17 protein-coding genes are annotated in these 18781 nt (G+C 64.9%); 14 read left to right on the plus strand and 3 right to left on the minus strand.

Going from position 1 to position 18781, the window contains the following annotated elements:
- Window positions 1-78: 78 nt before the first annotated feature.
- A complete protein-coding gene (catA, locus tag CNE_RS09420; protein WP_041227938.1) occupies window positions 79-1002 on the minus strand; it encodes a catechol 1,2-dioxygenase in 924 nt (307 codons plus the stop codon).
- Between the two features lie 147 nt (window positions 1003-1149).
- Here catA and CNE_RS09425 point away from each other — a divergent pair, with 147 nt between their 5' ends.
- The 5 genes from CNE_RS09425 to CNE_RS09445 all read left to right on the plus strand — a co-directional run bounded on the left by CNE_RS09425 (window position 1150) and on the right by CNE_RS09445 (window position 5327).
- Complete coding sequence (locus tag CNE_RS09425) at window positions 1150-2067, plus strand: LysR family transcriptional regulator (RefSeq protein WP_010811734.1); 918 nt, start codon at window positions 1150-1152, stop codon at window positions 2065-2067.
- Window positions 2068-2180: 113 nt separating this feature from the next.
- Window positions 2181-3326: a muconate/chloromuconate family cycloisomerase gene (locus tag CNE_RS09430; RefSeq protein WP_013956905.1), complete on the plus strand. Its 1146-nt coding sequence runs from the start codon at window positions 2181-2183 to the stop codon at window positions 3324-3326.
- 45 nt (window positions 3327-3371) lie between these two features.
- The gene (gene catC, locus CNE_RS09435; protein ID WP_013956906.1) at window positions 3372-3650 is read left to right on the plus strand and encodes a muconolactone Delta-isomerase; all 279 of its coding nucleotides are present in this window, start codon (window positions 3372-3374) and stop codon (window positions 3648-3650) included.
- A gap of 13 nt (window positions 3651-3663) precedes the next feature.
- Window positions 3664-4446, plus strand: a complete 783-nt coding sequence (gene pcaD, locus CNE_RS09440) for a 3-oxoadipate enol-lactonase (protein WP_013956907.1) — start codon at window positions 3664-3666, stop codon at window positions 4444-4446.
- A 26-nt stretch (window positions 4447-4472) separates the two neighbouring features.
- Window positions 4473-5327: a BKACE family enzyme gene (locus CNE_RS09445; protein WP_013956908.1), complete on the plus strand. Its 855-nt coding sequence runs from the start codon at window positions 4473-4475 to the stop codon at window positions 5325-5327.
- A 241-nt stretch (window positions 5328-5568) separates the two neighbouring features.
- Here CNE_RS09445 and CNE_RS09450 read toward each other — a convergent pair whose 3' ends face one another.
- On the minus strand, window positions 5569-6264 hold the full coding sequence (locus CNE_RS09450) for a TetR/AcrR family transcriptional regulator (RefSeq protein ID WP_013956909.1): 696 nt from the start codon (window positions 6262-6264) through the stop codon (window positions 5569-5571).
- 291 nt (window positions 6265-6555) lie between these two features.
- On the opposite strand from CNE_RS09450, the gene CNE_RS09455 reads away from it, so the two are divergent.
- The 5 genes from CNE_RS09455 to CNE_RS09475 all read left to right on the plus strand — a co-directional run bounded on the left by CNE_RS09455 (window position 6556) and on the right by CNE_RS09475 (window position 14156).
- Entirely contained in the window at window positions 6556-8280 is a 1725-nt protein-coding gene (locus CNE_RS09455; protein ID WP_013956910.1) for an AMP-binding protein, read from the plus strand.
- A gap of 70 nt (window positions 8281-8350) precedes the next feature.
- Window positions 8351-9532, plus strand: coding sequence for an isovaleryl-CoA dehydrogenase (locus CNE_RS09460; protein ID WP_013956911.1), 1182 nt, complete (start codon window positions 8351-8353; stop codon window positions 9530-9532).
- 64 nt (window positions 9533-9596) lie between these two features.
- Complete coding sequence (locus CNE_RS09465; protein WP_013956912.1) at window positions 9597-11204, plus strand: carboxyl transferase domain-containing protein; 1608 nt, start codon at window positions 9597-9599, stop codon at window positions 11202-11204.
- Window positions 11205-11222: 18 nt separating this feature from the next.
- Window positions 11223-13238, plus strand: a complete 2016-nt coding sequence (locus CNE_RS09470) for an acetyl/propionyl/methylcrotonyl-CoA carboxylase subunit alpha (protein ID WP_013956913.1) — start codon at window positions 11223-11225, stop codon at window positions 13236-13238.
- A gap of 21 nt (window positions 13239-13259) precedes the next feature.
- Window positions 13260-14156, plus strand: a complete 897-nt coding sequence (locus CNE_RS09475) for a hydroxymethylglutaryl-CoA lyase (RefSeq protein WP_013956914.1) — start codon at window positions 13260-13262, stop codon at window positions 14154-14156.
- Window positions 14157-14319: 163 nt separating this feature from the next.
- On the opposite strand, the gene ftrA is transcribed toward CNE_RS09475, so the two are convergent.
- Window positions 14320-15330, minus strand: a complete 1011-nt coding sequence (gene ftrA, locus CNE_RS09480; protein WP_013956915.1) for a transcriptional regulator FtrA — start codon at window positions 15328-15330, stop codon at window positions 14320-14322.
- A 244-nt stretch (window positions 15331-15574) separates the two neighbouring features.
- On the opposite strand from ftrA, the gene CNE_RS09485 reads away from it, so the two are divergent.
- The 4 genes from CNE_RS09485 to CNE_RS09500 all read left to right on the plus strand — a co-directional run bounded on the left by CNE_RS09485 (window position 15575) and on the right by CNE_RS09500 (window position 18778).
- Window positions 15575-15922: a DUF3088 domain-containing protein gene (locus tag CNE_RS09485; protein ID WP_026201285.1), complete on the plus strand. Its 348-nt coding sequence runs from the start codon at window positions 15575-15577 to the stop codon at window positions 15920-15922.
- 195 nt (window positions 15923-16117) lie between these two features.
- Window positions 16118-17119, plus strand: coding sequence for a thioredoxin-disulfide reductase (gene trxB, locus CNE_RS09490; protein WP_085959665.1), 1002 nt, complete (start codon window positions 16118-16120; stop codon window positions 17117-17119).
- 130 nt (window positions 17120-17249) lie between these two features.
- Window positions 17250-17483, plus strand: a complete 234-nt coding sequence (locus CNE_RS09495) for a DUF6356 family protein (protein WP_013956919.1) — start codon at window positions 17250-17252, stop codon at window positions 17481-17483.
- A 68-nt stretch (window positions 17484-17551) separates the two neighbouring features.
- Window positions 17552-18778, plus strand: coding sequence for a pyridoxal phosphate-dependent aminotransferase (locus CNE_RS09500; protein ID WP_049800561.1), 1227 nt, complete (start codon window positions 17552-17554; stop codon window positions 18776-18778).
- The last annotated feature ends 3 nt before the right edge of the window (window positions 18779-18781 follow it).

Raw genomic sequence — 18781 nt, forward strand, 5'->3', positions numbered from 1 at the left:
CTGCGGGACGGCGCTGCGCATGGCGCTGCCGCCCGGACTGGATCTGCCGGCCCGCGCGGCGGGCGGCACTACGGAATATCAGGCAGCGGCGCGCTGGCGCTCCACCTCGGCGGCGGGGGCGCCGGCCTGCTCCGGCAGCAGCCGGAAATCGAAGTCGATCGAGGCAAACGGCTTGTCCACGCCGTGTTTGTCGAGCGCGGCGGCGTCGGTGACGCGGGTCACCGCCGGCACCAGCCCCTCGCGGCTGGCGAAGGCGAAGTCGTCCCACAGGTATTCGTCGCCGTCGATGTTGATCTGCGTGGTCAGCTTGCGGTGGCCGTCCGCCGACACGAAGAAGTGGATGTGGGCCGGGCGCCGGCCGTGGCGCGCGAGCTGGTCCAGCAGGCGCTGGGTGGTGCCTTCCGGCGGGCAGCCGTAGCCGTTTGGCACGTTGCTGCGGAACTGGTAGCGGCCGTTGGCGTCGGTGACGATGGTGCGGCGCAGGTTGAAGTGCGACTGGGTCTTGTCGAAGAACGAGTAGTTGCCCATCAGGTTGGCATGCCACACCTCGACCCTGGCACCGGGCAGCGGCTTGCCGTCGGCGCCGTACACCGTGCCTTGCATGAACAGGACCTCGCCCTTGCCGTCGTCGCTGCCGTCGTCGAGCCGGGCAAAGCCGGTGCTTTCCGGGGCGCCGGCCACGTAGAGCGGGCCTTCGATGGTGCGCGGCGTGCCGCCGGTCAGGCCGGCGCGGGCTTCAGCCTCGTCGGCGCGGACGTCGAGGAAGCGTTCCAGCCCCAGGCCAGCGGCGAGCAGGCCCAACTCCTGGGTGGCGCCCGCCTCGGCGAAGTACTCAATGCCCTTCCAGACCTCGCTGGCGCTCAGGTCGAGGTCCTCGATCGCCTTGAACAGGTCCGCGGTCAGGCGGACTACCACCTGCTGCACGCGCGGGTCGGGGGTGCCTTGCGTGCCGGTGGCGACGATAAAGCTGTGGACCAGGGCGTCGATTTCCGAGTGAGTCATGGGGGTCTCCATAGTTGTGGTTGCGGTCCGGGTTCATGCTTTGCAGGTATCGAGCTTGTCTTCCGGGCACGGATGGAGCATAGTCAACGGCAGTTTTGGCAGTCCAACACTGATTTAGTATCCGCTCGATACTCAGGAGGTATAGTCTTGGAATTGCGGCACCTGCGTTACTTCGTGGCCGTGGCAGAGGAACGCAACTTCACCCGGGCGGCCGAGCGGCTGCATATCGCACAGCCGCCGCTGTCGCGCCAGATCCAGCAACTGGAGGACGACCTGGGTGTGCAACTCTTCGAGCGCCACTCACGCCCGCTGAAACTGACCGACACCGGGCGCTTCTTCTATACCCACGCGCTGCAACTGCTGGCCCAGACCGCGGAACTGCAGGCGATGACCAAGCGGGTCGGCAAGATCGAGCACAAGATGTCGGTTGGCTTTGTCGGCTCCACGCTGTACGGGATGCTGCCGCGGATCATCCGGCGCTTCCGGCAGATGCACGCCGATCTCGAACTGAGCCTGCACGAGATGTCGACCATGGACCAGATCAAGGCGCTCAAGGAGGGGCGCATCGACGTGGGCTTCGGGCGCATTCGCCACGAAGACCCGTCGGTGCGGCGCGTGGTGCTGCGTGAGGAGCGCATGATCGTGGCGCTGCCGGTCGGCCATCCGCTGGCTGACGCCAAGCCCGAGCTCGCGCTGCACGACCTGGTCGGCGAGCCGCTCATCATCTTCCCCAAGGCGCCGCGCCCGAGCTTTGCCGACCAGGTGCTGGCCGCCTTCCACGACCGCGCCCTGAAGCCGCGCCGCCTGCACGAGGTGCGCGAGCTGCAGATCGCGCTCGGGCTGGTGGCGATGGGCGAAGGCATCTCGGTGGTTCCGAGCAGCGTCTACGGGCTCAAGCGGGGCGACGTGACTTACAAGGAACTGGACGATCCCAAGCTGGTGTCGCCCATTATCATGAGCACGCGCATGCTGGACGAGTCGGCCGACCTGCGCTCGCTGCGGGACATGATCTACCAGCTCTACGAGGATGAGGGCATGGCCTACCTGCCGCCGCCGAAGGAATAAGGCGCAACGGGCGGTCCATACTCTGGAGGTATCGAATCAGATGCCAACGGTCTTGGACACCCAAAAAATAGCCATCCATACTCCGATGCAACATCCAACTGCATCAGGAAGGTATGAAAGTGGCGACGCAGCAAAGCATCACGGCCATCGAGTCCATCGAGGCCATCCTGGTCGATCTTCCGACCATCCGGCCGCACCAGCTCGCCATGGCGACCATGCAGCGGCAGACGCTGGTGATCGTCCGCCTGCGCTGTGCCGACGGCATCGAAGGCCTCGGCGAGGCGACCACCATCGGCGGTCTTTCCTACGGCGACGAGAGCCCCGAGGGCATCAAGCTGACCATCGACAGCTACCTTGCACCGGCGCTGCTGGGCCAGGATGCGGCCAATGTGCATGGCGCCATGGCGCGCCTCGCCAAGGTCGCACGCGGTAACCGCTTCGCCAAGTCGGCGCTCGAGACCGCGCTGCTGGACGCGCAGGGCAAGCGTCTCGGCGTGCCGCTGGCGACACTGCTGGGCGGCGCCGTGCGCGACACCCTGCCGGTGCTGTGGACACTGGCCAGCGGCGACACCACGCGGGACATCGACGAGGCAGAGCGCCTGCTCGCCGAGCGCCGCCACGACACCTTCAAACTCAAGATCGGCCGGCGCAGCGTGCGCGAGGACGTGGCACACGTTTCCGCGATCAAGCGCGCGCTGGGCGAGCGGGCGCGCGTCACGGTGGACGTCAACCAGGCCTGGAACGAAGCGGATGCCGCCACCGGCATTGCCATGCTGGAGGCCGCCGGCATCGACCTGATCGAGCAGCCCACGCCACGCGAACAACGCGCCGCGCTGGCGCGCCTGGCGGCGCGTTTCGTGGTGCCCATCATGGCCGACGAAGCCGTGTGCGGGCCCGAGGACGCGATGGAACTGGCCCGCATCGGCGGCGCCGACGTGTTCGCACTGAAGATCGCCAAGTCGGGCGGCATCTTCGGCATGCTGCGTACGGCCGCGGTGGGCGATGCGGCCGGCATCGCGCTGTATGGCGGCACCATGCTCGAAGGCAGCATCGGCACCATAGCCGCCGCCCACGGCTTTGCGACCTTGCCGCAACTGGCATGGGGCACCGAACTGTTCGGCCCGCTGCTGCTGAAGGACGACATCGTGGCCGAGCGCCCCGTCTACCGCGAATTCGCGTTGCACCTGCCGCAGGGCCCTGGACTCGGCATGGCCTTGGACGAGGACAAGCTCGCCCACTACCGGCGCGACCGTGCCTGAATACCTGCAATCAGACCCCATCAGAATCGAAGCGAGGAGACACCAATGCTGTATCTGGTACGAATGGACGTAAACTTGCCGCACGACATGCCCGCCGCGCAGGCGGAGGACATCAAGGCGCGCGAGAAAGCCTATGCGCAGGACCTGCAGCGCCAGGGCAAGTGGCAGCAGCTCTACCGCGTGGTCGGCGAGTATGCCAACTACAGCGTGTTCGACGTCGAGTCCAACGAGGCGCTGCACACACTGCTGTCGGGGCTGCCGCTGTTCCCATACATGAAGATCGCCGTCACGCCGCTGGCGCCGCATCCTTCATCGATCCGCTGAGGGAGCCCACGTCATGCGCTTTGCCACCCGCGACGGGCTTCGCCTTCACTATGAACTTCACGGTCCGGCCGGCGCGCCGGTGCTGGTCCTGTCCAACTCGCTGGGCACCACCCTGTCGATGTGGGATCCGCAGATGCCGGCGCTGCTGGAGCGCTTCCGCGTGCTGCGCTACGACACGCGCGGCCATGGCGCCTCCGGCGTGCCGGCAGCGCCGTTCGGCATGGCCGAGCTGGGCGCCGACGTGCTGGCGGTGATGGACCATGCCGGTGTCGAGCACGCCCACTTCTGCGGCCTGTCGATGGGCGGCATGACCGGCATCTGGCTGGCACGCCATCACCCCGAACGCTTCGGCCGCTTCGTGCTGGCGAATACCGCGGCGCTGATCGGCCCGGCGTCCGGGTGGAACACGCGTATCGAGCGCGTCCGCAACGAGGGCATGGCGGAGATTGCCGGGGGCGTGCTGGCACGCTGGTTTACGCCGGCCGCGCTGGCAGGCGATCCGGCGCGTATGGCACCCGTCCTCGACATGCTCGCAACTACGGATGCCGACGGCTATATCGCCAACTGCGCCGCCGTGCGCGATGCCGACCTGCGCGGCCTGCTGCCAGGCATCCGCTCGCGCGTGCTGGTGATCGCGGGTGCGCAGGATGCCGCTACCACGCCGGAACAGGGCCGCGAGCTGGCGCAAGGCATTGCCGACGCCGAATACCTCGCGCTCAACGCCGCGCATTTGTCCAACTGGGAGTTGCCCGAGGCGTTTTCGCACGCGGTGATCCGCTTCCTGTCACAGGCGTGATGCCATACATCCTTACCGGAGCCGACATGACCCAGCCCTGCATCATCTCCGTCGCCATCACCGGCTCGCTGCCGCGCAAGCGTGACAACCCTGCCGTGCCGATCACGGTCAGCGAGCAGGTCGAATCCACCCAGGCCGCCTTCGAGGCGGGCGCCACGCTCGTCCACCTGCACGTGCGCAATGACGACGAGACGCCCTCCTCCGAGCCGGACCGCTTTGCCCGCGTGCTGGAGGGCATCCGCAAGCATGCGCCGGGCATCATCACGCAGGCCTCCACCGGCGGCCGCTCCGGCGCGGGAAGGGAGCGAGGGGGGATGCTGTCGCTGCGGCCGGACATGGCCTCGCTTGCCACCGGCTCGGTTAATTTCCCGACACGCGTCTATGACAATCCGCCAGATCTGGTGGACTGGCTCGCCGCGGAAATGAAGGCCTACGCCATCAAGCCCGAGATAGAGGCCTTCGACCTGTCGATGATCTTCCAGGCGGTGGCCATGCAACAGGCCGGCAAGATCGACGGCGCGCTGCATATCCAGTTCGTGATGGGGATCAAGAATGCGATGCCGGTCGATCGTGAGGTGCTCGCCTTCTACGTGCACACCCTGCGGCGCCTGGCACCCGATGCGACCTGGACCGGCGCTGGCATCGGCCGGGACCAGTTGACGATGGCGCGCTGGTCGCTCGAACTGGGCGGCCACTGCCGCACCGGCCTCGAAGACAATGTGCGGCTTGACAAGCAGACACTGGCGCCCTCAAACGCCGCCCTGGTCAGCCAGGTGGCGGCCTTGTGCGAGGAATATGGGCGCCCCGTGGCGACAGTGGCCCAGGCGCGCGCGCTCCTGGGGCTGCCATCAATGGAAATCGGCGGACGTTCGCCCTTGTAGATTAACGCCTATTCGAAGACGTGCAGGGCCGCTGCGCCTTGCTGGCAGACCAGCAACCCCGCCGCGTAGCTCGACACGCGGGTTTCCCGTTCAACGCGCCCCCGTTTCTCTGCAGAGAGGTGTCGCGCTCACGGCGCTTCCAGCAGGCGATCGCGCATGGCGGCGCATGAATCCGGCAAGGGTCCCTCGCAAGAACTAGATCAGTGGATTAGTGGACCGCCGCTTCAAGGCGCGCCGCACGTCAACCGTTGCCCGCCCGTCTCAACGCCGCGCCGACTTCTCCATAGAATGCGCGCAATTTCTCCACCTCGACGTCTACAGGCAGCAAGGCGGGCCACAACAACGCCACCATATCCCTGGCCGTCTTCTCGATATCCACTTGCCGCTGCCGGGCGATCGCGTCCCACAGGATGTGCTCCATCGGGCCGAGGATTGCCGAGCGCAGCAGGCTCAACGGCAGGTCATCCCGGATCTCGCCGTTGTCCCGCGCCCGCGCCAGCAAGTCCATCAACGGCGCCGTATAGCGGCGCTGCAGCGGTACGAACACCTCTCCCAGCCCCGGCCCTTTGGCACGCCCCTCCGACAACACCAGCGCACACAAGCCCGTTCCCTGGATCAGGAACAACCTCAGGTGTGTCCTGACATAGAACTCCAGCTGCACCTTTGTGCTCTGCCCGTGCGGCATGCCTTGTTCCACGGTGCCGATGATCTCGTCATACCAGTCCTCGATCACGCGTGCGCATAGCTCGCGCTTGCCATGGAAGTAGGTGAACACCGTGCCCTCGGAGATGCCCAGGCGCTGGGCGATCTCGGTGGTCGTGGTCCGCTCATAGCCGAGTTCGGCGAATACCTCGCGGCTGACGCGCAGGATGTCCCGGATGCGTTGTTCCGCCTTGGCGCCCGCCGGCACACGGCGGGGCGATGTGACGTCTTCCATCTTGATTGAGTCCTTGCTTGCCCGAAGGCGAGATTATAGGGCCGGCTCAACCCTGACTTGAGCTTTACTCAATTTTAGGTTGCCATTTCGATTGGCACCATGTATTTTTCGATTATCGCAGCAACGAGCGTCAGGCGAACGTCGAAGGAATAGCTCAAAATAAGACAACCGCGCCGCAAATATCCGGGAAAACCCGGGGACGCCACCCCAGAATCCATCGATACGCTGTTTATTGAGTAACACTCACAAATATCCGACGTGACGAACCACAACCGGGCTTTGGAGACAAGTATGACGATGCAGGCCGAGTCCTCTCCCACCATCCTGCCGATTGGCGGGCTTTCGCATGTGAGGGGGGACACCACCATTCCGCTGTCGGAACAGACCGTGCCGGAGTTGCTGGCGCAAGCGGTGGCTCGCTACCCCGAGCGGGATGCCGTTGCCTTTCGCGAGCAAGGGGTGCGCTGGAACTGGCGCGAATTCTGCGATGCCGTGGACGCGCTGGCGGCAGGCCTGCACACGCTTGGGCTGGCCAGAGGCGACCGAGTCGGCATCTGGTCCCCCAACCGGGTCGAGTGGCTGGTCACCCAGTTCGCCACGGCGCGGCTGGGGCTGGTGCTGGTGAACATCAATCCCGCCTACCGCCTGTCCGAGCTGGAGTACGCGCTGAACAAGGTGGGCGTCAAGGCGATCGTCGCGGCGGAAGCCTTCAAGACCTCACGGTACCTGGAGATGCTCCAGGTACTCGCCCCGGAACTGGCCACCTGCGCGCCGGGCGAACTGCAGGCGGCGCGGCTGCCGGCACTGCGCTGCGTCATCCGCATGGGCGACGACCATACACCCGGGATGCTCCGCTATGCCGATGTGATTGCGCGCGGCACGGGCGTGGCGCGGGCAACGCTGGATGCCATCACGGCACAGCTGGATCGCCATGACCCGATCAACGTGCAGTTCACCAGTGGCACTACCGGTGCGCCCAAGGGCGCCACGCTGACCCATCGCAATATCGTCAACAACGCACGCTTCATTGCCATGGCGATGCGTTTCTCCGAGCAGGACAAGCTCTGCATCCCGGTGCCCTTCTATCACTGCTTCGGCATGGTCCTGGCGGTGCTGGCCTGCGTGTCCTCGGGCGCGGCAATGGTGTTCCCCGGCCAGGCCTTCGAGCCGGAAGCCACCATGCAGGCAGTCAGCGAAGAACGCTGCACGGCACTGCATGGCGTGCCGACCATGTTCATTGCCCAGCTCGATCACCCGAATTTCTCGCAGTACGACTTCTCTTCCCTGCGCACCGGCATCATGGCAGGGTCACCCTGCCCGATCGAAACCATGAAGCGCGTGGTGTCGCAGATGCACATGTCCGAGGTGACCATCGCCTACGGCATGACGGAGACCAGTCCGGTTTCCTTCCAGAGCAGCACCACCGATCCGCTGGACAAGCGCACCACCACGGTGGGCCGCATCCAGCCGCACCTCGAGGTCAGGATCGTGGACGCGACAGGTGCCACGGTCCCGGTAGGCGAAACCGGCGAGCTGTGTACCCGCGGCTATTCGGTGATGCTGGGCTACTGGGATGACGAGGCGCGTACCGCCGAAGCCATCCGCGACGGCTGGATGCACACCGGCGACCTCGCCACCATCGACGCGGAAGGCTACTGCAACATCGTTGGCCGCGTGAAGGACATGCTGATTCGCGGCGGCGAGAACATCTACCCGCGCGAGATCGAGGAGTTCCTGTTCCGTCATCCGAAGGTCCAGGCGGTCCAGGTGTTCGGCGTTCCCGACCAGAAGTACGGCGAGGAAGTCTGCGCGTGGATCGTGCTCAAGCCAGGCGCGAGCGCCACGGAGGACGAGATCCGCGATTTCTGCCGCGACCAGATCGCGCACTACAAGATCCCGCGCTACATCCGCTTTGTCGACGAGATGCCCATGACCATCACCGGCAAGGTACAGAAATTCGTGATGCGCGAGCGCATGACGCGGGACCTGAAACTCAGCGAATCCAGGACGGCCTGACGCGCTGGCGCCGATGCACGGCGCCAGCCATTCCCCCGATCCCACAGACAACACCAGAGACGACACCGCTATGAACACCCTCCCCGGCCTCAAGTTCGACCTTGGCGAAGACATCGAAATGCTGCGCGATTCCGTGCGCGACTGGGCCCAGGCCGAACTGGCCCCGCGCGCCGCCGAGATCGACCGCACCGACCAGTTCCCGATGGCCGCCTGGAAGAAGATGGGCGACCTGGGCGTGCTCGGCATCACCGTGGCCGAGGAATACGGCGGCGCCAACATGGGCTACCTGGCGCACATGATCGCGATGGAAGAAATCAGCCGCGCCTCGGCCTCGGTGGGCCTGTCCTACGGCGCGCATTCCAACCTGTGCGTGAACCAGATCCACCGCAACGGCACGCCGGCGCAGAAGGCCAAATACCTGCCCAAGCTGGTGTCGGGCGAATGGATCGGCGCGCTGGCGATGAGCGAACCCAACGCCGGCTCCGACGTGGTCAGCATGAAGCTGCGCGCGGAGCTCAAGGGCGACCGCTATGTGCTCAACGGCACCAAGATGTGGATCACCAACGGCCCGGACTGCGACGTGCTGGTGGTCTACGCCAAGACCGAGCCCGAGCTGGGCGCGCGCGGCATGACCGCCTTTATCGTCGAGAAGGGCATGAAGGGCTTCTCGGTGGCGCAGAAGCTGGACAAGCTGGGCATGCGCGGCTCGCACACCGGCGAGCTGGTGTTCCAGGACGTGGAAGTGCCGGTCGAGAACATCCTCGGCGCCGAGAACGGCGGCGCCAAGGTGCTGATGAGCGGGCTGGACTATGAGCGCGCGGTGCTGTCCGGCGGCCCGGTCGGGATCATGCAGGCGTGCATGGACGTGGTTACCCCGTATATCCACGACCGCAAGCAGTTCGGCCAGAGCATCGGCGAATTCCAGCTGATCCAGGGCAAGGTGGCCGACATGTACACCACGCTGCAGGCGGCGCGCAGCTACCTGTACACGGTCGGCAAGAACCTGGACGCGCTGGGCAGCGGTCACGTGCGCCAGGTGCGCAAGGACTGCGCCGCGGTGATCCTGTACACCGCCGAGAAGGCCACCTGGATGGCGGGCGAGACCGTGCAGATTCTGGGCGGCAACGGCTATATCAATGAATACCCGGCCGGCCGCCTGTGGCGCGACGCCAAGCTGTACGAGATCGGCGCCGGCACCTCGGAAATCCGCCGCATGCTGATCGGCCGCGAGCTGTTCTCCGAAACCATGTAAGCGCGCCTACCTTCGCCATCTGCCGACCGACAGCACCATCTCGCGGCACACCCAGAAGCACGATATGCCAATCATCGAAACCAAACTGAACGCCCGCTCCGAGTCCTTCAAGGCCAACGCCGAAGCCATGCAGGCCCTGGTAGCCGACCTGGAGGCCAGGATCGCGAAGCTCGCCGAAGGCGGCGGCAAAGACGCGCGCGACAAGCACCTGTCGCGCGGCAAGCTGCTGCCGCGCGACCGCGTGCAGCAGCTGCTGGATCCGGGCACGCCATTCCTGGAGCTGTCACAGCTCGCGGCCTACGACATGTACGACAATGCCGCGCCGGGCGCGGGCATCATCACCGGCATCGGCCGCGTGGCCGGGCAGGAGTGCGTGATCGTCTGCAATGACGCCACAGTCAAGGGCGGCACCTACTACCCGATGACGGTCAAGAAGCATGTGCGCGCGCAGGAGATCGCTGAGGAGAACAACCTGCCGTGTATCTACCTGGTCGATTCCGGCGGCGCCAACCTGCCCAACCAGGACGATGTATTCCCGGACCGCGACCACTTCGGCCGCATCTTCTACAACCAGGCCAACCTGTCCAAGCAGGGCATCCCGCAGATCGCGGTGGTGATGGGATCGTGCACCGCCGGCGGCGCCTACGTGCCGGCGATGAGCGACGAGTCCATCATCGTCAAGAACCAGGGCACCATCTTCCTGGGCGGCCCGCCGCTGGTGAAGGCCGCGACCGGCGAGGAAGTCAGCGCCGAGGACCTGGGCGGCGCCGACGTGCATACGCGCCTGTCGGGCGTGGCTGACTACTTTGCACAGAACGACCATCACGCGCTGAGCCTGGCGCGCAATATCGTGCAGCACCTGAACCGCCGCAAGCCGGACCAGATCCGCCTGCACGAGCCGGTCGAGCCGCTGTACCCGGTGGAAGAACTGTACGGCGTGATCCCCACCGACACGCGCAAGCCCTATGACGTGCGCGAGGTGATCGCGCGCCTGGTCGACGGTTCCGAGTTTGACGAGTTCAAGGCGCGCTACGGCACCACGCTGGTGTGCGGTTTTGCGCGCATCTGGGGCTACCCGGTCGGCATCGTCGCCAACAACGGCATCCTGTTCTCCGAATCCGCACTGAAGGGCGCGCACTTTATCGAGTTGTGCTGCCAGCGCAAGATCCCGCTGGTGTTCCTGCAGAACATCACCGGCTTCATGGTGGGCCGCAAGTACGAGAACGAAGGCATTGCCCGCAACGGCGCCAAGATGGTGACCGCCGTGGCCACCGCGCAGGTTCCCAAGTTCACGGTGATCATCGGCGGCTCGTTCGGTGCGGGCAACTACGGCATGTGCGGGCGCGCCTATTCGCCGCGCTTCCTGTGGATGTGGCCGAACGCGCGCATCTCGGTGATGGGCGGCGAACAGGCCGCCAGCGTGCTGGCCACGGTGCGGCGCGACGGCATCGAGGGCAAGGGCGGCAAGTGGAGCGCGCAGGAGGAAGAGGCGTTCAAGCAGCCGATCCGCGACCAGTACGAGCACCAGGGCCATCCGTACTACGCCAGTGCGCGGCTTTGGGACGACGGCGTGATCGACCCGGCGCAGACCCGCACCGTGCTGGGCCTGGGACTGTCCGCGAGCCTGAATGCGCCGATCGAGGACATGAAGTTCGGCGTGTTCCGCATGTAATCACGACAAGGAAGACCGATGTTCAACAAGATCCTGATCGCCAACCGCGGTGAAATCGCCTGCCGCGTGGCCGCCACCTGCCGCCGGCTCGGCATCCGCACCGTTGCTGTGTACTCGGACGCCGACGCCGACGCGCGCCACGTCGCCTTCTGCGACGAGGCCGTGCATATCGGCGGCTCGGCCGCGCGCGACAGCTACCTGCGCGCGGACCACATCATCGAGATGGCGAAGGAGACCGGTGCCCAGGCCATCCACCCGGGCTACGGCTTCCTGTCCGAGAATGAAGCCTTTGCCGAGGCCTGCGCCGCGGCGGGGCTGGTCTTCATCGGCCCGCCGGCGTCCGCCATCCACGCGATGGGCAGCAAGAGCGCGGCCAAGCAATTGATGGAGAAAGCCGCGGTGCCGCTGGTGCCCGGCTACCACGGCGAGGACCAGGGTCCGGCGCTGCTGCGCCGCGAGGCCGACCGTATCGGCTACCCGGTGCTGCTCAAGGCCAGCGCCGGCGGTGGCGGCAAGGGCATGCGCGTGGTCGAGTCGGGCGATGGCTTCGACGCCGCGCTGACCTCGGTCAAGCGCGAGGCGTCGGCCAGCTTCGGCGACGACAAGGTGCTGGTGGAGAAGTACCTGACGCGCCCGCGCCATATCGAGATCCAGGTGTTTGCCGATACCCACGGCAACTGCGTCTACCTGTTCGAGCGCGACTGCTCGGTGCAGCGCCGCCACCAGAAGGTGCTGGAAGAAGCCCCCGCGCCGGGCATGACCGAGGAGCGCCGCCGTGCCATGGGCGAAGCGGCGGTGGCCGCGGCCAAGGCGGTCGGCTATGTCGGCGCCGGCACGGTCGAGTTCATCGCCAACCAGGACGGTTCGTTCTACTTCATGGAGATGAACACGCGCCTGCAGGTGGAGCACCCCGTCACCGAAATGATCACCGGTCAGGACCTGGTCGAATGGCAGCTGCGCGTCGCCGCCGGTGATGCGCTGCCGCTCACGCAGGACCAGCTGCGTATCGACGGCCATGCGCTGGAAGCGCGTATCTACGCGGAGAATCCCGACAAGCAGTTCCTGCCGTCCACCGGCACGCTGCGCTTCCTGCGCACGCCGCCGGCGGTGCAGTTCATGCGCGGAGAGGATGCACACGGCCCGGCGGGTATCCGCATCGATGCCGGCGTGCGCGAAGGCGACACCATCAGCCCGTTCTACGACCCGATGATCGCCAAGCTGATCGTCTGGGGCAAGGACCGCCACGAGGCGCTGGCGCGCATGCGCCAGGCGCTGGCGTCGTATCACGTGGTGGGGCTGTCGACCAACGTGGCCTTCCTGCAGCGGCTGGTGTCGTCGCAGGCGTTCCGCACCGCCGATCTCGATACCGGGCTGATCGAGCGCAACGAAGCCACGCTGTTCCCGCCCGCCGCCCCCGTCGGCCTGGAAGTCATTGCGCTGGCGGTGGCCGCGCTGCTCGACCGCGAGACGCGCGAGCGCCGCGTCGACGCCGCCGACCAGCATTCGCCGTGGACCCATGGCGGCGCGTGGCGGCTGAACAGCGGCGTGTCGCGCACGCTGCGCTTCGGCTATGGCGAGCAGGTGCTGGAGGTGACGCTGAACACCGATGCACGCGGCAGCACGCTGATCTACGCAAACCAGGTTGTGTCCTTCGCCTGCAACTGTCAGGGAGATGAGATCCGCGTCGACCTCGGTACGCGCAACGCGCACGGCCAAGTGCATGCCGACGGCGAGGTGTTTCATGCCTTCCATGCCGGTCGTCACGTAAGCCTGACCTGGCTCGACCCACTGGCGCACGCTGGCGAGGCTGAAAGCGAAGACGGCAAGCTGACCGCGCCGATGCCCGGCAAGGTTATTGCCGTGATGGTCGAGGCGGGCAGCATCGTGACGCGCGGGGCCCCGCTGCTGGTGATGGAGGCAATGAAGATGGAGCACACCATCAGCGCGCCGGCTGATGGTGTGGTCAGTGAAGTGCTCTATGGGGTTGGCGAGCAGGTGGCTGAAGGGTCGCAGCTCCTGGCGTTTGAAGCCTGAATCGTGGGGAGATTTCCGGCAATGCAACCAGACAAAGTCAAGATCGTGGAAGTCGGTCCACGCGATGGCCTCCAGAACGAGAAGGCGTTAGTGCCGACCGAGATCAAGGTCGCATTGATCGACCAGCTGACCGACGCAGGCTTCACCAATATCGAGGCAGCATCATTTGTGTCGCCGAAGTGGGTGCCCCAGATGGCCGACGGCGCGGAAGTGATGGCGCGTATCAGACGGCGCCCTGGCACGCTTTACTCGGCACTCACCCCCAACATCAAGGGCCTGGACGCGGCACTGGCTGCCGGCGCCGATGAGGTCGTCATCTTCGGCGCTGCCAGTGAAGCGTTCTCGCAGAAGAACATCAATTGCTCGATCGCCGAGTCGATGGCCCGCTTTGAGCCTGTCGCGGCTGCAGCGAAGGAGAGAGGTATACGCCTGCGTGCCAGCGTGTCTTGCTCGCTGGGCTGTCCCTATCAAGGGGACGTGCCGGTCGGAGCGGTTGTTGATCTGGTGCGGCGCATGCGCGAGCTGGGCTGCGACGAGATCGATATTGCCGATACGATCGGCGTGGGTACACCTGACAAGGTTCAGGAAGTCATGCGAGCGGCTTCGACGGAGTTTCCATTAGAGCGGCTGTCGGGGCACTTCCACGACACCTATGGCCACGCCCTCTCCAATGTCCGGGCCAGCCTTGAGGTGGGCATTCGCATCTTCCATTCGTCCGTGGCCGGGCTTGGCGGTTGCCCTTATGCCAAGGGCGCCACCGGAAATGTCGCTACCGAAGCGCTTCTCCGGATGATGCAGAGCCTGGGCGTCGAAACCGGGATCGATGCCGGCAAGGTAGCGCAGATCGGGGAGTTCATTTCCAGGGCCGTCGGCAACCGTGGCGCAAGAAGCACGCTGTCAGCGAACCAGGCGAGCTAGTACTCGTTTCAGGCAACAAATACGTGGGTTCGGGCAAGCGAGGCCGCACCCATGTCGTCAGCCGCACGTCACATCAGCTTTTCGATCGTGGCCGATAGTCCCCGAAGGACCCGATTTCACTCCCACTCCATCATCAACAGGTCGTCTGAAGCCGCGTGGGTAATCAGTGTGCCCCGGATGCGCTGAACCGTCGCCTGTAGTAACCCGGGCTGGTTCCAAGCCGAGTCCGGAAATGATTGCGCAACGTGGCTGCAGCACCAAAGCCGACTTGCATCGCGATTTCATCCACGGACAAATCGGTCTCTTCAAGCAACGTCCTGGCCCGGCCCAGGCGCTCGGTAAGCAGCCATTCCCCTGGCGGCATCCCCATCGTACTGACAAAGTGCCGCTGAAAGGTTCGGGCACTCATCGCCGTTTGCCTTGCCATTCTGACAATCGACCAGCCCTCGTCCAATGTGGCGCGCACCGCGTCCACCAAGGGTGCCAGCGAAGAGCCGCTACGCTTTGAGACCGGCTCGTCGATATATTGGGCCTGCCCGCCTTCGCGGTGGGGTGGGATGACCAGTCGGCGTGCGACCTGATTGGCTGCGCGCGGGCCAAGGTCCCGGCGAATCAGGTGGAGGCACAAGTCGATTCCCGCCGCACTGCCGGCAGACGTGAGGACATCGCCGGCATCGACGTAGAGCACGTCCGCTTCCACGTGGACGTCCGGATATCGCGCCGCGAGCGCTGCGGCATGGCGCCAGTGCGTAGTCGCACGCTTTCCGTCGAGCAGCCCCGCTGCCGCCAGGACAAAGGCGCCCGTGCAGATTGACATGACGCGCGCCCCGCGTTTGTTCGCCTTCCTCAACGCGCGGCAAAGTTCCGGCGGGACGTCCGCTTCGATACCGCGCCACCCCGGAATGATGATGGTCTTCGCTTTGGCCAGGAGTTCGAGGCCACCGTCAGCGTGTACCTGGATGCCACCCGAGCCGCGCAACCTCCCCGATTCGGCGGAACAGGTCGTGAAGCGGTACCAGCTGTCGCCCATTTCAGGTCTTGGCAGACCGAACACTTCAACGGCGCAGCCATACTCAAAGAGGCTCAGGCCGTCATACACGACGACGGCAACCAGTCCTGCATTGACAGACGACTGTGATTTGGTCTTTGGCACGATATGGACGGAAATGGGCATTGATGCCACCAGCGATTGATTTTGCCCCATCTGCTCTGCGTCTAGCAAGACCCTCCCCCATGTCTGTTGCGTGTGCTGCGATCCTGCTCGCCGCCACTCGCATCAAGTTGGCACGATCCTTACGCAAATTGTCGTTCGTGCCACTGGTGGGGTCTATTTGCACTGCTTATCCTGTGGTCGGTGGTTCGCGATACGGCAAGCGACGCGCGTCCGCCAGCAATTTCAACCCGCAGAGAGAGTGAAAGTGAAAGACAAACTATTCATGCTTCGCCCCGGCTTTTTTTCAGGCTCGGAAGGTCCGTTCTATTGTGGAGATTCCGTTGCCGTTGAAGGCCTGCTCGGCTTCTTCCCGCAGTTGCGCAATGAAGTGGATGTCGAATACATCGATGCGCCCCGCCCTCGCATGGCAATTGTCGAACTGATCGGCGAGGCGAACCAGTCCGCCCCCGTCCTGGTGCTCGGCGCCGGGCGCGCGCCGGTCGATGACGGTGTGGAGATTCACGTGAGCGGCCAGACGCGTTTTATCGATTCGCCCGACCATATCCGTCGATACCTGTCGTCGCAGTACGGTGTGGCGCATCCCGCCTCCTGACCACAGGCCAACCCGGCTCATGCGTGAAGAGGCCTTCCATGCAGCCCCGCGCGCCGATCGCAACCATTGCGATTGGCGGCATCGCCTGCCGCAACTTTGGCGGTGCCCATGCGTGGCGGGCCTCGACTTCGAACCTGCTCAGTAATCGCTTCCGGCAATCGCCTGAAGTCTCTTGAATAAGCTATGGATTCTCCAATGTCTTCGCCCAAGCACGCCAAGGTCCTGATTCTCGGTTCCGGCCCTGCCGGCTATACCGCCGCCGTCTATGCAGCGCGCGCCAACTTGTCGCCGGTACTCGTCACGGGCCTGGCGCAAGGCGGCCAGTTGATGACCACGACCGATGTCGAAAACTGGCCGGCGGATGCAACGGGGGTGCAGGGCCCAGAGCTGATGCAGCGCTTTCTCGACCACGCGGAGCGCTTCAACACCGAGATCGTGTTCGACCACATCCACACGGCAAAGCTCGACGGGAAGCCGATTCGCCTGATCGGAGAATCCGGCGAGTACACCTGCGACGCGCTGATCATCGCGACAGGCGCGTCCGCACAGTATCTCGGCCTGCCGTCCGAGGAATCCTTCATGGGCCGCGGCGTGTCCGCTTGCGCGACCTGCGACGGCTTCTTCTACCAGCAGCAGCATGTAGCCGTGGTTGGCGGCGGCAATACGGCGGTCGAGGAAGCGCTGTATCTGGCTGGCATCGCGAAAAAGGTCACGGTGATCCACCGCCGCGACAAGTTCCGCGCCGAGCCGATCCTGGTCGACCGTCTGCTCGAGAAGGCGAAGCAAGGTGTTGTCGAGATCAAATGGAACCACGTGCTCGACGAAGTGAATGGCGACGAGGCCGGCGTGACCGGCCTGCGCATCAGGCATGCGCAAACCAGCGAGACCACCGAACTCGCACTGCAAGGCGTTTTCATCGCCATCGGCCACAAGCCGAACACCGATCTCTTCAGAGGCCAGCTCGAGATGACGAATGGCTACATCGTCACCAACGGCGGCCTCTCGGGCAACGCCACGGGTACGAGTGTGCCGGGCGTGTTCGCGGCAGGCGACGTGCAGGACCACATCTATCGGCAGGCGATCACCAGCGCCGGCACGGGCTGCATGGCCGCGCTCGATGCGCAGCGATATCTGGAAAGTACGCCGGAGCCTGAATTTCTACATTGCACTATCCCAGTAGAAAATTTTTCTAATTAGAAGCGAGATGGTGGGTACCTTTGGAAGCATTTTGCAGAGATCGAACACTATGATTCCTCTCACAAACAGCGCGAAACCGGCTTTCCAATCCAGGATCGGACGATGCGCAATACCGGATTACGCCCCCACCATGAGAACAATATTCCGGCTCTTCCAAGAGCACCCGGCATCGGTTGGCGAGAGCTATCTGCAGCATATGTCGTCGTCGTTTTCATTTGGCGCGTCGATGCTGTTCGCATCGATGGCGGCGCTCGTGCACGGCATGCTGCCTTTTCTCTTCGTCGCCACAGGCAGCAACACGATCTCTCGGCTGCATGAGCGCATGGTCACCCATCGCAACCGCGTGGCATCGCGTCACCGATAAACAAGCCCCCCCTTGACAACAACATGACAAGCTCACTAGCGTCTTCCCTGCTACGCCAGGTCCCCTATATGGGCGTGATTCACGTCGTTCACGAAGCCGTCAAGCTCGGCTTCCGCAACGGTCATCCCGACTGGTGCAACCTCGGCCAGGGGCAGCCTGAAATCGGGCCCATGGCAGGCGCGCCGGAACGGCTGGCCTCACTGCAGTTCGACGTGGCCGATTGCGCCTACGGGCCGGTCGGCGGCATCGATGCGCTGCGTCAGGCGGTCGCGGACGATTACAACCGTCGCTATCGTCGCGGCAAGGCATCGCAGTACACGAAGGACAATGTCGCGATTGCGTCCGGCGGGCGGCTTGCGCTGTCGCGCCTGCTCGCCACCCTGGGCGAAATTCGTCTGGGCCACGTCGTGCCCGACTACACCGCCTACGAAGATCTGATCGCTTACCACCGCCATCGCTTCACGCCGGTCACGCTGCCCGTGGGGCCCGAAGACGGCTTTGCCATCCCGGCGCAGGCGCTCGAGGAACTGATCGCAAGGGAAGAGCTGGACGCGCTGCTGTGGAGCAATCCCAACAACCCCACCGGGGCCGTGGTACGTGGTGAAGCACTGGCACAGTATGTGGCGGCGGCGCGCAACACGGGCTGCTGGATGCTGCTCGACGAGTTCTATTCTCACTTCGTGTTCGAAGATGGCCATGCCCCCGCTGACAAGCCGGTATCTGCCGCCGAGTTCGTCGAGGACGTGGAAACGGACCCGGTCGTCATCGTCGACGGCTTGACGAAGAATCATCGTTACCCCGGACTGCGCGTCGGCTGGGTGGTGGGGCCGACCGAGGTGATCGACATGATCAGCCGTGCCGCAAGCGCCATCGACGGCGGCCCGCCGACGATCGTGCAACGGCTTGCCGTGCAAGCGCTGCAACACGACCGCGCGGATCAGGAAACGTCCGCATTGCGGAAGATGTTCGCCAGGAAGCGCCGCATCATGCTGGACGCGCTGACCAACATGGGTGTCGAGATCCCATGCCCTGGCAACGGCACGTTCTATCTCTGGGGCCGCGTACATCGGCTGCCCGCGCCGCTGAACACCGCGGACACCTTCTTTACGGAGGGTCTCAAGCGCAAGGTCATGACCGTGCCCGGCAGGTTCCTCGACGTCAATCCGGGCAACCGGCGCGCGACCGAGTACATCGACGCAAGCTGGGTGCGCTTCTCGTTCGGCCCGCCCGAGCCCAATCTCCGCATGGGACTGGAGCGCCTGGGTGACATGGTCAACAGCGCCATGCGAGGGTAATCC

Source organism: Cupriavidus necator N-1 (genome assembly GCF_000219215.1).
Lineage (GTDB): Bacteria > Pseudomonadota > Gammaproteobacteria > Burkholderiales > Burkholderiaceae > Cupriavidus > Cupriavidus necator.

Excerpts from the sequence above, each read along its gene's own strand:
- CNE_RS09495 (WP_013956919.1), top strand. The coding sequence starts at position 17,250 with ATGAGAACAATATTCCGGCTCTTCCAAGAGCACCCGGCATCGGTTGGC.
- trxB (WP_085959665.1), top strand. The coding sequence starts at position 16,118 with ATGTCTTCGCCCAAGCACGCCAAGGTCCTGATTCTCGGTTCCGGCCCT.
- CNE_RS09450 (WP_013956909.1), bottom strand. The coding sequence starts at position 6,264 with ATGGAAGACGTCACATCGCCCCGCCGTGTGCCGGCGGGCGCCAAGGCG.
- CNE_RS09475 (WP_013956914.1), top strand. The coding sequence starts at position 13,260 with ATGCAACCAGACAAAGTCAAGATCGTGGAAGTCGGTCCACGCGATGGC.
- CNE_RS09465 (WP_013956912.1), top strand. The coding sequence starts at position 9,597 with ATGCCAATCATCGAAACCAAACTGAACGCCCGCTCCGAGTCCTTCAAG.
- CNE_RS09445 (WP_013956908.1), top strand. The coding sequence starts at position 4,473 with ATGACCCAGCCCTGCATCATCTCCGTCGCCATCACCGGCTCGCTGCCG.
- catC (WP_013956906.1), top strand. The coding sequence starts at position 3,372 with ATGCTGTATCTGGTACGAATGGACGTAAACTTGCCGCACGACATGCCC.
- catA (WP_041227938.1), bottom strand. The coding sequence starts at position 1,002 with ATGACTCACTCGGAAATCGACGCCCTGGTCCACAGCTTTATCGTCGCC.
- CNE_RS09430 (WP_013956905.1), top strand. The coding sequence starts at position 2,181 with ATGAAAGTGGCGACGCAGCAAAGCATCACGGCCATCGAGTCCATCGAG.
- CNE_RS09500 (WP_049800561.1), top strand. The coding sequence starts at position 17,552 with ATGGGCGTGATTCACGTCGTTCACGAAGCCGTCAAGCTCGGCTTCCGC.
- CNE_RS09470 (WP_013956913.1), top strand. The coding sequence starts at position 11,223 with ATGTTCAACAAGATCCTGATCGCCAACCGCGGTGAAATCGCCTGCCGC.
- CNE_RS09455 (WP_013956910.1), top strand. The coding sequence starts at position 6,556 with ATGACGATGCAGGCCGAGTCCTCTCCCACCATCCTGCCGATTGGCGGG.
- ftrA (WP_013956915.1), bottom strand. The coding sequence starts at position 15,330 with ATGCCCATTTCCGTCCATATCGTGCCAAAGACCAAATCACAGTCGTCT.
- CNE_RS09460 (WP_013956911.1), top strand. The coding sequence starts at position 8,351 with ATGAACACCCTCCCCGGCCTCAAGTTCGACCTTGGCGAAGACATCGAA.
- pcaD (WP_013956907.1), top strand. The coding sequence starts at position 3,664 with ATGCGCTTTGCCACCCGCGACGGGCTTCGCCTTCACTATGAACTTCAC.